The sequence below is a fragment of the Thermaerobacillus caldiproteolyticus genome (genome assembly GCF_015326725.1).
In the GTDB taxonomy this organism is placed as follows: domain Bacteria; phylum Bacillota; class Bacilli; order Bacillales; family Anoxybacillaceae; genus Thermaerobacillus; species Thermaerobacillus caldiproteolyticus.
The window spans coordinates 1888476-1901287 of sequence record NZ_CP064060.1 but is presented as its reverse complement, the minus strand read 5'-3'; the positions used below and the strand labels follow the sequence as shown (position 1 = coordinate 1901287).

Sequence of the window (12812 nt, the reverse complement as noted above, 5' to 3'; positions counted from 1 at the left end):
ATCGAACTATAACACCCAGCCATTTCTTGAATGATCGCGAACTTCTTATGAGCTGGTACTGCTTCCATTCCCCCTTTCACCTCTTTAAGAGCTTTTTTAGCATCTCTACTTCCGCCTCAAGACGCTTGATTTTCGTTTCAGGATCTTCCGGACGAGTTCTTGGTCTTCCTTTGCCTGGTCCTTTTGCCTTTCCTCGTTTTTCCTCTAGCCCTTTCATTCCTTCCTGTTCATAGCGTTTCACCCATCGACGTACCATGGAATGACTAATTCCCAATTCTTTTGCCACCGCTTTGTATCCCATGCCCTCTTTCAAATATAAATCCACAGCTTTCTTTTTAAACTTTGCATCATATGTTTTTCGTATTTTCCCCATAGAAAAATCCCCTCCATAGTAGACAGATTAATGGGCTTTCTTTTTTCTGTCTACTATAAGGGGATCATATCACTGTTGGGTTGCTTTTTTTGTTTGTCGAAAAAAGGTGTGTATGATAAAAAATAGTGAGGGGACATGCTTGTATCTTTTTCATGGAAAGAGTAAGATGATTGAAGAGGTGACAACAACAATGGAACGATTGCAAAAAGTAATTGCACATGCAGGAATTGCATCAAGACGAAAAGCGGAAGAGCTTATTTTACAAGGAAAAGTGAAAGTGAACGGTCAAGTTGTGACCGAACTTGGTGTAAAAGTAGGTCCTCAAGATAAAATCGAAGTGGAAGGTATTCCGGTTGAGAGGGAAGAACCGGTTTACTATCTTCTTTATAAGCCGCGCGGTGTCATTTCCAGCGTCAAAGACGAAAAAGGCCGGAAAGTGGTTACCGACTTTTTTGAAGGACTTGATAAGCGCATTTACCCGATTGGACGATTAGATTATGATACGTCAGGGTTATTATTGTTGACGAACGATGGCGATTTCGCGAACCTTTTGATGCATCCTCGCTATGAAATCGAAAAAGTGTATATTGCCAAAGTGAAAGGAATTCCGACACGAGAGCAACTAAAGCAACTAGAGAAAGGTATTATGCTTGAGGATGGCATGACGGCGCCGGCGAAAGTGAAAATGCTTTCACTCGATAAGCGAAAGCAAACGGCCATTATTGAAATACGCATTCATGAAGGACGCAACCGCCAAGTGCGCCGTATGTTTGAAGCGATCGGCTGCCGGGTAATGAAATTGAAGCGGGAACGTTATGCGTTTCTCGATTTAAAAGGGCTCAATCCTGGAGATTACCGAGAGCTATCGCCACATGAAGTCAAACAACTTCGTGCACTGGCCTTATCCGGCGGCAGGAGGTAAATTTTTCTTACGTTGTCACATAACATTCATATAATTTTCATGTTGACAACCGTGAATATTGCTATAATGGAAAATGGAATATTTTGATTTCAGGAGAGTCAGAACAATGAAAAAACAACGACTTGTTGTGCGAACTGTGATTTTATTATTGCTTCTGAGCGCAGTGGGCTATACGATTTATTCCAACTTTTTTACCGAAAAAACAAGCATCAAAGTTGGTGCCACCGCTCCCGATTTTGTGCTAACGGATTTGAATGGGAAATCCCATCGCCTTTCCGACTATCGCGGTAAAGGAGTATTTTTGAACTTCTGGGGAACGTGGTGTAAGCCGTGCGAACGAGAAATGCCGTATATTAACCGGCAGTATGAAGCGTATAAACAGCAAGGGGTCGAAGTATTGGCTGTAAATGTCGGCGAACCGAAATTGAGCGTACAAAAATTTATCGACCAATTTGGTTTAACGTTTCCGGTTGCAATTGACCGGGAAGATCAAGTGATGAATGCCTATGACATCGACCAGCTGCCGGCAACATTTTTAATTGACAAGAACGGGAAAATTAAAAAGATTATTACCGGAACGATGACAGAAGAGATGGTTCAGCAATATATGGAAAGCATTAAACCATAGGGAGTTTTGGCAATGGAACAAGTAAAATGTGAATGTGGTCACGTCAATCCGCACGGGACTGTTTTTTGCGAATCGTGCGGAAAGCCGCTCGAAGAGGATACATCGAAAAAATTATTGGACATGCGTTATGAGGGAAGTGCGCGCCGTTCGCAAACGTATAATAAAACAATCATTGATAAAATTTGGAATTTCTTTTCTTCCGTCAAAGTCGGCGTCTGGCTCATTGTAATTACGCTCGTTGCATCCGCGATCGGAACGATTTTTCCACAGGAAATGTATATTCCGCCGAACGTCAGCCCTGCCGAATATTACAAAGACCAATATGGTTGGGCTGGGAAGCTTTATTATGAGCTTGGTTTCAATAATTTGTACGGCTCTTGGTGGTATATGCTTCTGATTGCTTCCATCGGCGTATCGCTGGTCATCTGTAGTTTAGACCGCGTCATTCCGCTTTATCGCGCTTTACAAAAGCAAGGGGTAACACGCCATCCGACGTTTTTGCAGCGCCAACGTTTATTTAGTGCTTCACAGGTGGCTGATGAAAACCGAGTATTCAGCCAAATGAAAGAGCGATTAATCAAGCGCCGCTATCACGTTCGTGAGGAAAACGGTAACATTTTGGCGGAAAAAGGACGTTTTTCGCGTTGGGGACCGTATGTGAACCACATCGGCTTAATCATTTTTTTAATCGGTGCGATGCTTCGCTTTGTCCCGGGCATGTATGTCGATAAAGTGCTTTGGATTCGCGAAGGTGAGACAAAAGAAATTCCGGGTACAGGCGGAAAGTATTTTTTGAAAAACGAAAAATTTATTTTTGAAGTGTATGAGAAAGGAAAAGATAACGAAGTATTTAATGCAGCCATCGATCGTGTCGGAAACGGAACTGTGGCGAAAACGTATCAAACGAACGTTGTGCTTTATAAGCGCGTTGGTCCGATTGTGCCGGGGGAAGAGCCAAAATTAAAAAAAGTAAAAGAGTACAACATTCGCGTTAACGAACCGCTGAAATATGACCATTATGCCTTATATCAAGTCGATTTTAAAATGAACGAACCGAATAAAATGGCGTTTAATTTAATTGATAAAGCGACCAATCAATCATTTGGTACGGTAACAGTTGATTTACATAATCCGCAATCTTCTTACAACCTTGGAAATGGTTATCGTGTTGAGCTATTAAGCTATTTCCCGGACTTTTATTTTGATGATGACGGAAATCCGGCGACAAAATCAAAAATTCCGAATAACCCGGCGTTTGTGTTTAAAATGATTACTCCTGACAAACCAAAAGGGGAAGTCAGCTTTGTCGCAATTCGTCAGACGATTGAGCCATTTGGAAATAACAAATATAAAATGGCGTTTGCCGGACTTGATACGAGAAACGTCTCTGGCTTGACGGTGCGTCGCGATTTTACATTATGGATTTTAGGAATCGGCGGAGTCATTTTTATGATCGGGCTTATTCAAGGAATGTACTGGAATCATCGCCGCATTTGGTTGCAGCGGGTGAATGGTGAAGTATGGCTGGCCGCACATACGAATAAAAACTGGTTCGGATTGAAAAATGAAATGAAGCATATCATCGAAGGAACAGGATTAGCGATGCCAATCGACCAAGCGGAAGTGGAGAAGAAAGCAGCGCAAGGAGGAGACAGGAATGGCGCAACTAAGTAGTACACTGCTTTATATCGCGTTTATTCTCTATTTAATCGGAACGTTCTTTTTTGGCGGAGCGATTCGCGACAAAAAGGAGAAGCCGAGCACCAATCGCTGGTCAATGCTCGGAATTGTCATTACGATTGTCGGTTTTGTTTCGCAATTGGGCTACTTTATTACAAGATGGATTGCCGCTGGGCATGCGCCGGTTAGTAATTTATTTGAATTCACCACGTTTTTTGGAATGATGCTTGTCGGTGCCTTTATCATTATTTATTTTATTTATAAAATAAGTGTCCTTGGCTTGTTTACATTGCCGGTCGCGCTGCTAGTGATTGCCTATGCAAGCATGTTTCCGCGCGAGATTACACCGCTTATCCCGGCATTGCAAAGTGACTGGTTACACATCCATGTCACAACAGCGGCAGCTGGGGAAGCGATTTTAGCCGTTAGCTTTGCGGCAGGGCTCATTTATTTAATTCGCGTCGTTGACCAATCGAAGCCAAGCAAACGCACGTTTTGGTTGGAAGTCATTATGTTCTGTTTAATTACGACACTCGGGTTTGTCGCCGTCTCAACGGCATTCAGCCTTGCTGATTATGAAGCGAAATTTACGTGGGTGGATAAAAATAAACAACAAGCGGAAGTCGTATACGATATGCCAGCACTTGTCGGACCGCATAAGGGAACGTTAGAAAAAGAAAGTGCTGATCGCTTTGAGCCGCTTGTTCATATGCCGGCCATCATTAATGCGAAAAAATTAAACACAGTGATTTGGTCATTGATCGGTGGAACGGTTCTTTATTTGTTGTTGCGTCTTGTATTGCGGAAACGTATCGCCGCAGCATTACAGCCGCTTGTGAAACATGTGAATTTAGATTTGACCGATGAAATTAGTTATCGCGCTGTCGCAATTGGCTTTCCAGTGTTTACCCTTGGAGCATTGATTTTTGCCATGATTTGGGCACAAATTGCATGGACGCGCTTTTGGGGATGGGACCCGAAAGAAGTTTGGGCATTAATCACGTGGTTGTTTTATGCTGCATTTTTGCATCTTCGCTTATCAAGAGGATGGCATGGTGAAAAATCGGCATGGCTTGCCGTCATTGGTTTTGCGATTATTATGTTTAACTTAGTTGCGGTCAACTTGGTCATCGCTGGCTTGCATTCGTATGCTGGTTCGTAACTATCACGAAGCCAATTCGTGCAATCCCAATGGGATGTTACATCACGATCCATGTTTGAAAAGTCAGCTGTCATGAAAACCTAGACAAAGGGGATGTCTCATCGTTTTGTGGGACATCCTTTATTTATAAATAGAAAATGTAGATAAAAGAGGAGCACTTTTGTAAAATAGTGAACAAGGGAGGATGTTCATGATGGATAAACAAGTAAAAATTTTAGTTGTCGATGACGAGGAACGTATCCGGCGCTTATTAAGAATGTATTTAGAGCGTGAAAATTATCTCATTGAGGAAGCGGATAATGGCGACGATGCACTCAAAAAAGCGCTGGAAAACGATTATGACGTGATCTTGCTTGACTTAATGCTGCCGGGGAGGGACGGCATTGAAGTATGTAAAGAAATTCGTGAAAAGAAAACAACGCCGATTATTATGTTGACCGCAAAAGGAGAGGAAGCGAATCGAGTTCAAGGGTTTGAAGTAGGAACCGATGATTATATTGTCAAACCGTTCAGCCCGCGTGAAGTCGTATTGCGCGTTAAAGCGCTTTTACGCCGTGCGGTCAACGCAACATATGTACCAACGGATACCACTGCGAAAGACATTCTTGTCTTTCCGCATTTAACAATCGATAATGATGCTCACCGCGTCACAGCAGATGGGAAAGAAGTGAGCTTAACGCCGAAGGAATATGAACTATTATTATTTTTGGCAAAATCACCCGATAAAGTGTTTGATCGAGAACAGCTCTTAAAAGAAGTATGGCATTACGAATTTTTTGGAGACTTACGCACCGTGGACACACATATTAAACGCCTTCGTGAAAAATTAAATAAAGTGTCTCCGACGGCGGCAAAAATGATTGTGACCGTCTGGGGAGTTGGCTATAAATTCGAGGTTGTGAACGAATGATGTGGTTTTGGCGCAGCGTTGTCGGGAAATTATGGTTTACTATTTTATTGCTTGTCTCGTTTGTTCTTTTTATTTTAACGATTCTCCTATTAAAATTTTTTGAAAACTACCATGTTCAAGAAGCGGAAAAAGAGTTAACGCAATTGGCAACAAAAGTATCAGAAGTCATGCACGAACATACGGATGAAGAACTCGGGCGTTCCATTGCATGGACATTAGTCGGCGATATGTCGAAAGCGGTCATTATCGCTGATCAAGTCCATTATTGGTATTCGCCCGCAAACACCCGGCTGCGCGACTTGCCATTATCGCTTATTCAAAAGGATGACGATTTACAAAAGGTATTAACCGAACGAAAGCAAGTAAAAAAGAAAATGTATTTGCCGAACATTCAAGTCGGTGATGACCGTTATGGTCAATTGCTTATTGTCGGCGTACCGCTTGAGACAGCAGATGGGAAACACGGGGCGGTATTTATTTACCAATCGTTGCAAGCGGTTGAAGATACGACGCAGCAAACGAAGAAATTAATCTTTCTGGCTGCATTCATCGCTATTGTATTGACGACGATTTTTGCGTTTTTCCTATCGACGCGCATTACGGCTCCGCTTCGGAAAATGCGTCAAGCTGCGTTTGAAGTTGCTCGCGGCAAATTCGATACGAAAGTGCCGATTTTAACTCATGATGAAATCGGAGAGCTGGCGATGGCGTTTAACCAAATGGGAAGGCGCCTGCAATTTAACATCAATGCGTTAAACCAAGAGAAAGAGCAGTTAGCGAGCATTCTGAGCAGCATGGCAGATGGTGTCATTACCTTTAATCGCGACGGGGAAATTTTAATTACAAACCCACCGGCAGAGCGATTTTTGCAAGCGTGGTATTTTGAACAGGGAAACGAGGCTGAGGTGATGGCTCCACTGCCGCCGCAAGTGAATGAGCTGTTCGCTCGCGTCGTCGGTGAAGAGAAAGAGCAGATGACGGAATTGACGCTGCAAGGACGAACATGGGTTATTTTAATGTCACCTCTTTATAACCAGACCGCTGTTCGCGGAGCAGTGGCGGTATTGCGCGATATGACGGAAGAGAGGCGTTTGGACAAGCTGCGGAAAGATTTTATCGCCAATGTTTCTCATGAGCTGCGCACGCCGATTGCGATGTTGCAAGGATATAGCGAAGCCATTATTGACGATATTGCTGCGACCGATGAAGAAAAGAAAGAAATGGCGAAAGTCATTTATGATGAATCGTTACGAATGGGGCGTCTCGTCAATGACCTGCTTGATTTAGCCCGCATGGAAGCAGGACATATAACGTTAAATTATAAAACTGTTCAGCTTGCTCCATATATTGAGCGCATTATTCGGAAATTCCAAGGATTGGCGAAGGAAAAACAAATCAATTTATCGGCTGAATGGAAAGATGAAAACATCGAAATGACGATTGATCCTGACCGCATTGAACAAGTGTTGACGAACTTAATTGATAACGCCATTCGCCATACAGATGAAAACGGGACGGTGAAAGTAATCGTCGAGCGAAGCGGGGACGGGGTCACAATTCATGTTCAAGATTCCGGTTCCGGCATTGCGGAAGAGGATTTGCCGTTTATATTTGAGCGGTTTTATAAGGCGGATAAAGCGCGTACCCGCGGTCGTTCCGGAACAGGGCTAGGTCTTGCGATCGCGAAAAATATCGTTGAAGCGCATAAAGGAATGATTTCCGTGCATAGTAAGCTCCATGAAGGTACGACGTTTACGTTTTACTTGCCAAATGCAACACACGAATCGTAGACGGAAAGCCCTTGCTTTGATGCGGGGCTTTTTCTTTAGCAAGAAAAAGTCTGTGTTCAAGAATGTTGCTGATTTTTTCTTAAACTAATGGAGCCAGTCAGTTTATAATAAAGCTATTAGAATGATGGGTGGATGAATGATGGATAACGCAGTCTTTGTTGCTGTTTTCACCAGTTTTATGGGTGCATTTGTTTGTATTGTAGCTGCTATTAAAATAAGACAAAATAAATCGAAATAATGGCTTGTATACAATAAAGAAATCAGTTGTCAGCACATTCTTCAGCAAGGTTAAAAAAGGAAGTCTATATTATTTTCTATTAAAAACCAATGCTGTTTAACAGGACGATTAAAAGGAGGAAGGAATGCCTTTGATTTCTGAATATTTTCAGCATATTCATAAGTTGCTAGTGGCTGTTGAAAAAGAGGAAAAAGAAACGCTGCTCATCGCTGCGAAGAAAGTATCAGAGTGTATCCAAAGAGCTGGCATTATTCAATTATTTGGCTGCGGGCATTCCCATTTGTTAGCGGAAGAAGTGTTTTATCGCGCCGGCGGGCTTGTTCCGATTAAACCGATATTGATTGAATCGTTAATGCTTCATGAAGGCGCTGTTCGCTCATCGCAGTTGGAGAAGGAAACAGGATATGCTCGTACATTTTTAGAAAAGGAAGATATTCGAAAAGAGGATGTTGTTTTTGTCATTTCCAATTCTGGACGCAATCCGGTTCCCATTGATGTTGCATTATGGGCGAAACAATGTGGAGCATATGTGATTGGGATCACGTCATTACAGTATTCAAAAGCGCTTCCATCGCTTCATTCAAGTGGAAAGCATTTATGGGAATGCGTTGACCTCGCGATTAACAACTATTCAGTAAAAGGGGATGCCGTTTTAACACATCCTCATGTTTCTGTTCCGTTTGCACCAACATCGACCATCATCGGCGCTGCGATTTTGCATGCGATTTTCGCTGAAGCAATCGTCATGATCGCGGAACACGGAAAAGAGACGCCGATTTTTGTAAGCGGCAATCTTCAGGAAGGACAGGAACATAATCAGAAGCTCATTGAAATGTATCGTGACAGAATTCAACTGCTGCGTTGATCAACAATTTTTGCTTTTTGCTGTCAACAGACGGGTTTGCAGACAATATTTAAAAATAGTCCAAGTGGTATAGACAACTAGTTGATATAATGTTAAGATCAAATCAGAAAGAGGGTGTGGCATGATGAATCGACTTTTTCTGAAGAACGCAACCGTTTATGCGGAAAAGGAACGAATCGAGCAAGGATATGTGCTCGTGGAAGGAGAAAAAATCGTCGATATCGGTCCAATGTCATCGCAGCCAGATGTAAACGGAGCAACTGTCATTGAGCTTGATTCTCATCATTTTGTTGTGCCTGGATTCATTGATGTTCACATTCATGGAGCAGCCGGAGCAGATGTGATGGATGCGACAACAGATGCGCTACAGACGATGGCTACGGTACTGCCAAAGGAAGGAACAACAAGCTTTCTTGCAACGACGATGACGGCTTCTTCCGATCTGATCGAGCGGGCGTTGCAAAATACGGCACACTACATTCAGTTTCATAATCGCCCAGGAGAAGCGGAAGTGATTGGAATTCATTTAGAAGGACCATTTATTTCTCCAAAACGGGCTGGAGCCCAACATCCGAGAAATATTATGGAACCAAATATTCAGTTGTTCAAAAAATGGCAAGAGGCCGCAAATGGATATATTCGCCTTGTGACATTAGCGCCGGAAGAGAAAAATGGATTGGAATTAACCGCCTATTTAAAAGAACACGGTGTTGTCGCTTCGATCGGTCATTCTGACGCCATCTATGAAGAAGTGAAAGCGGCGATTCAGGCGGGGATTACGCATGCCACTCATTTATTTAACGGTATGCGCGGCATTCATCATCGTGAGCCGGGAGTTGCTGGAGCAGTGCTCATGCATGATGAGGTGCTCTGTGAAATTATTGTTGACGGCATTCATGTAGCTCCTGAGATGGTAAGATTTGCTTACCGCAATAAGGGAAGTGATGGAATGGTATTAATTACCGATGCGATGCGTGCAAAATGCCTCGGAGCAGGAGTATATGAACTAGGCGGCCAAGAAGTAATCGTTCAAGGGGAACAGGCCACATTGCAAGATGGAACGCTGGCAGGAAGTATTTTGAAATTAAAGGATGCTGTCAAAAAAATGATAGAGTTTACCGGTTGTACCCTTGAGGACGTCATTCGCATGGGATCGTGGAACCCGGCTAAACAATTAGGCATTCTTGAACGAAAGGGGAGCATTCGCGCCGGCAAAGATGCGGACCTTGTTGTGCTGAATCAAGAATATGAGGTAGTCATGACATTTTGTCGCGGCAAACTCGCATATTCGAAATAGGAGGGGTCTGTCGTGAAACTCATGGAAGTAAAAGATTACAAGGAAATGAGTGAAAAAGCGGCGAAAATCATTATTGAACAAATAAAGAAAAAGCCGAATTCCGTTCTCGGCTTAGCAACAGGAGAAACAGTGCTCGGAACGTATGCAGCATTAGCGGACGATCATCGCCGAAACGGAACATCGTATGAACGTGTCCATACTTTTAATTTGGATGAGTATCTTGGCCTAGGACCGGATCATCCAAATAGTTACCACTATTACATGAACCGTCATCTTTTTTCTCATATTGATATTCCTGTGTCACAAACATATATTCCGAACGGGCTTGCCGATGATGCGGAAGCAGAATGCAAGCGTTACGAGAATTTGATTGATGAGGTAGGTGGAATCGATCTACAACTATTAGGGATTGGGCGAAACGGACATATCGGTTTTAATGAACCAGGAACGCCGTTTTCTACGGTAACGCATGTCGTCGAGTTGGCTCCATCCACACGCCAAGCGAACGCCCGCTTTTTTCCTACGCTAGAAGACGTACCAGGCAAGGCCATTACAATGGGAATTGCAACGATTATGAAAAGCGGACACATCATTTTACTTGCATCAGGAAAGACAAAAGCGCCGATTATGGCCCAACTCTTTGAAAAAGATGTGACACCGCTAATTCCTGCGTCCGTTTTAAAAACGCATCCAAATGTCACGATCATTGCTGATCAAGAAGCATTATCGCTTGTGAGAGATGAGCAGCGAAAGGTGTATGCGATATGATTAACAAACATTCTCCTCTTCCGATTTATTATCAGCTTGAACAAGGGATAAAAGAAATGATCGAAAAACAGCAGCTTAAACCAGGAGAAATGATTCCGTCTGAGCGGGAGCTTGCTGAAACGTACGACATTAGCCGGATGACGGTTCGTCAAGCGATCAATAATTTAGTAAACGACGGCTATTTAGTGAGAAAGCGAGGAAAAGGCACGTTTGTCGCTGCGAAAAAAATCGAACAGCCGTTAAAAGGATTGACGAGTTTTTCTGAAGACATGAGAGCTAGAGGGATGGACCCGGGAACGAATGTGCTTGACTTTCATATTATTCCTGCCGATCAATCATTAGCCCAGCAGCTCGACATTCGCGAAGGGGCGGATATTTATGAAATTCGCCGTATCCGTTTAGCTGATCAGTTGCCGATGGCTTTAGAAACGTCGTACTTGCCCTGCGCGCTCGTACCCGGTTTAACGCGGGGGATTGTAAGCGGTTCCGTCTATGAGTTTATTGAAAATAAATTAGGATTAACGATCCGCTCGGCGGTGCAAGTATTAGAAGCATCGGTGGCGCGGAAAGTAGAGGCAAATCTTTTACAAGTGAAAGAAGGAGCACCGGTTTTATCCATTCAGCGAAATAGCTATTTAGAAAATGGACGACCATTGGAAGTGGTCAGATCGATTTACCGAGGTGACCGTTACAAATTTACGATCGAAATGGAACGGTAGAAGGGCAAGTTACTTGCTTTTCGATAAAGAATGACAAAAAGAGGGGGAATATATGATGTTAGGATTTTTACAGCGCCTTGGAAAAGCGCTAATGCTGCCGATTGCCGTTCTTCCTGCGGCGGGGTTATTGCTTCGTTTAGGGCAACCGGATTTATTGGATATTCCGTTTATCGCAGCAACAGGAGATGCTGTTTTCTCCAACTTGCCTTTATTGTTTGCGATTGGGGTAGCAGTCGGATTTGCAAAAGATGGGAATGGTGCCGCTGCGTTAGCCGGCGCGGTTGGTTATTTTGTGTTAACAAAAGGAGCTACAGCGATTAATAAAGACATTAATATGGCGGTATTAGGGGGGATTCTTTCAGGAGTTGTCGCTGGTCTTTTATATAATCGCTATCATAATATTAAGCTGCCGGACTGGTTGGGGTTTTTTGGCGGAAAACGGTTTGTGCCGATAGTTACTTCTCTGGTGATGCTTGTACTAGCATTGATTTTCGGGTATGTATGGCCGCCAATTCAAGATGGAATTAACGCAGTTGGCAAATGGATTATTGGCGCTGGCGCGTTAGGAGTTGGTATTTTTGGCTTTTTGAATCGTTTGTTAATTCCGATTGGATTGCATCATGTGTTAAACAATTTAGTATGGTTTGTCTTTGGAGAGTTTAACGGAAAAACAGGAGATTTAGGCCGTTTCTTTGCGGGGGACCCTAGTGCCGGCATTTTTATGGCTGGGTTTTTCCCAATCATGATGTTCGGTCTTCCGGCAGCGGCGCTGGCGATGATTGCTGCAGCGAAAAAAGAGCGTCGTAAAGAGATAGCCGGTGCGCTTATCGGGGTTGCATTTACATCGTTTTTAACGGGAATTACAGAACCGATTGAGTTTTTGTTCATGTTTTTATCGCCGTTGCTTTATTTTATACATGCCATTTTAACAGGTCTTTCGCTGACGATTGCGACGATGTTAGGCATTCACCACGGATTCAGCTTTTCAGCGGGAGCCATTGACTATTTCTTAAACTTAGGCATTGCCCAAAGACCATATTTGTTGTTAGTACAAGGAATCATTTATGGAATTATTTATTTTGTTGTCTTTTACTTCCTTATTAAAAAGCTTGACCTAAAGACACCGGGACGCGAAGATGAAGGCGAAGAGATGGAAAATCGTACAGTGCAATCTGAAGGCAAATATGAAAATCTTGCCGCAAAGTACATGGAAGCGTTAGGCGGAAAAGACAATGTAGCGCAAATTGATAATTGCGTCACACGTTTACGTCTAAAAGTCAATGATATGTCAAAAATCAATGAAAGTGAGCTAAAACAATTAGGAGCCAAAGGTGTTATTCGTCTCAACCAAACGGATTTGCAAGTGGTCGTTGGCACGGATGTTGAATTTGTGGCGAATGAGATGAAAAAACTATAAACTTTGCAAGCCTTGGCTGTTTATCTGAACAGCCAAGGGCTTT

At 43.1% G+C, this 12812-nt stretch carries 12 protein-coding genes; 11 read left to right on the top strand and 1 reads right to left on the bottom strand.

The features are described from left to right. Positions 1–76: 76 nt before the first annotated feature. Positions 77–373: a transposase gene (locus ISX45_RS09435; protein WP_194518828.1), complete on the bottom strand. Its 297-nt coding sequence runs from the start codon at positions 371–373 to the stop codon at positions 77–79. A gap of 190 nt (positions 374–563) precedes the next feature. On the opposite strand from ISX45_RS09435, the gene rluB reads away from it, so the two are divergent. The 11 genes from rluB (at position 564) to nagE (ending at position 12769) form a co-directional block, all read left to right on the top strand. Continuing rightward, a complete protein-coding gene (gene rluB, locus ISX45_RS09430; RefSeq protein ID WP_194520676.1) occupies positions 564–1295 on the top strand; it encodes a 23S rRNA pseudouridine(2605) synthase RluB in 732 nt (243 codons plus the stop codon). A 106-nt stretch (positions 1296–1401) separates the two neighbouring features. Further along, positions 1402–1923: a thiol-disulfide oxidoreductase ResA gene (gene resA / locus ISX45_RS09425; protein ID WP_181554250.1), complete on the top strand. Its 522-nt coding sequence runs from the start codon at positions 1402–1404 to the stop codon at positions 1921–1923. Between the two features lie 12 nt (positions 1924–1935). Continuing rightward, positions 1936–3597, top strand: coding sequence for a cytochrome c biogenesis ResB family protein (locus ISX45_RS09420; RefSeq protein ID WP_181554249.1), 1662 nt, complete (start codon positions 1936–1938; stop codon positions 3595–3597). Beyond that, positions 3581–4765 carry a c-type cytochrome biogenesis protein CcsB gene (ccsB, locus tag ISX45_RS09415; RefSeq protein ID WP_181554248.1) on the top strand — a complete coding sequence of 395 codons (1185 nt, stop codon included), beginning with the start codon at positions 3581–3583 and terminating at the stop codon, positions 4763–4765. The genes ISX45_RS09420 and ccsB overlap by 17 nt, the downstream gene beginning before the upstream one ends. Before the next feature lie 193 nt (positions 4766–4958). Continuing rightward, positions 4959–5675 (top strand): response regulator transcription factor, encoded by a 717-nt coding sequence (locus tag ISX45_RS09410; protein ID WP_181554247.1) that lies wholly within the window; start codon positions 4959–4961, stop codon positions 5673–5675. Next, positions 5675–7465 (top strand): ATP-binding protein, encoded by a 1791-nt coding sequence (locus ISX45_RS09405; RefSeq protein ID WP_194520675.1) that lies wholly within the window; start codon positions 5675–5677, stop codon positions 7463–7465. The genes ISX45_RS09410 and ISX45_RS09405 overlap by 1 nt, the downstream gene beginning before the upstream one ends. 368 nt (positions 7466–7833) lie before the next feature. Next, positions 7834–8568, top strand: coding sequence for an SIS domain-containing protein (locus ISX45_RS09400; protein WP_194520674.1), 735 nt, complete (start codon positions 7834–7836; stop codon positions 8566–8568). A gap of 124 nt (positions 8569–8692) precedes the next feature. Beyond that, entirely contained in the window at positions 8693–9865 is a 1173-nt protein-coding gene (gene nagA / locus ISX45_RS09395) for an N-acetylglucosamine-6-phosphate deacetylase (RefSeq protein ID WP_194520673.1), read from the top strand. Positions 9866–9886: 21 nt separating this feature from the next. Next, positions 9887–10633, top strand: coding sequence for a glucosamine-6-phosphate deaminase (gene nagB, locus ISX45_RS09390; RefSeq protein ID WP_407649759.1), 747 nt, complete (start codon positions 9887–9889; stop codon positions 10631–10633). Continuing rightward, positions 10630–11352, top strand: coding sequence for a GntR family transcriptional regulator (locus tag ISX45_RS09385; protein WP_194518826.1), 723 nt, complete (start codon positions 10630–10632; stop codon positions 11350–11352). The genes nagB and ISX45_RS09385 overlap by 4 nt, the downstream gene beginning before the upstream one ends. 55 nt (positions 11353–11407) lie before the next feature. Then, positions 11408–12769: an N-acetylglucosamine-specific PTS transporter subunit IIBC gene (nagE, locus tag ISX45_RS09380; protein WP_194520672.1), complete on the top strand. Its 1362-nt coding sequence runs from the start codon at positions 11408–11410 to the stop codon at positions 12767–12769. Positions 12770–12812: the final 43 nt, after the last annotated feature.

Excerpts from the sequence above, each read along its gene's own strand:
- ISX45_RS09420 (WP_181554249.1), top strand. The coding sequence starts at position 1,936 with ATGGAACAAGTAAAATGTGAATGTGGTCACGTCAATCCGCACGGGACT.
- nagE (WP_194520672.1), top strand. The coding sequence starts at position 11,408 with ATGTTAGGATTTTTACAGCGCCTTGGAAAAGCGCTAATGCTGCCGATT.
- rluB (WP_194520676.1), top strand. The coding sequence starts at position 564 with ATGGAACGATTGCAAAAAGTAATTGCACATGCAGGAATTGCATCAAGA.
- nagB (WP_407649759.1), top strand. The coding sequence starts at position 9,887 with ATGGAAGTAAAAGATTACAAGGAAATGAGTGAAAAAGCGGCGAAAATC.
- ISX45_RS09435 (WP_194518828.1), bottom strand. The coding sequence starts at position 373 with ATGGGGAAAATACGAAAAACATATGATGCAAAGTTTAAAAAGAAAGCT.
- ISX45_RS09405 (WP_194520675.1), top strand. The coding sequence starts at position 5,675 with ATGTGGTTTTGGCGCAGCGTTGTCGGGAAATTATGGTTTACTATTTTA.
- resA (WP_181554250.1), top strand. The coding sequence starts at position 1,402 with ATGAAAAAACAACGACTTGTTGTGCGAACTGTGATTTTATTATTGCTT.
- ISX45_RS09385 (WP_194518826.1), top strand. The coding sequence starts at position 10,630 with ATGATTAACAAACATTCTCCTCTTCCGATTTATTATCAGCTTGAACAA.
- ISX45_RS09410 (WP_181554247.1), top strand. The coding sequence starts at position 4,959 with ATGGATAAACAAGTAAAAATTTTAGTTGTCGATGACGAGGAACGTATC.
- ccsB (WP_181554248.1), top strand. The coding sequence starts at position 3,581 with ATGGCGCAACTAAGTAGTACACTGCTTTATATCGCGTTTATTCTCTAT.
- nagA (WP_194520673.1), top strand. The coding sequence starts at position 8,693 with ATGAATCGACTTTTTCTGAAGAACGCAACCGTTTATGCGGAAAAGGAA.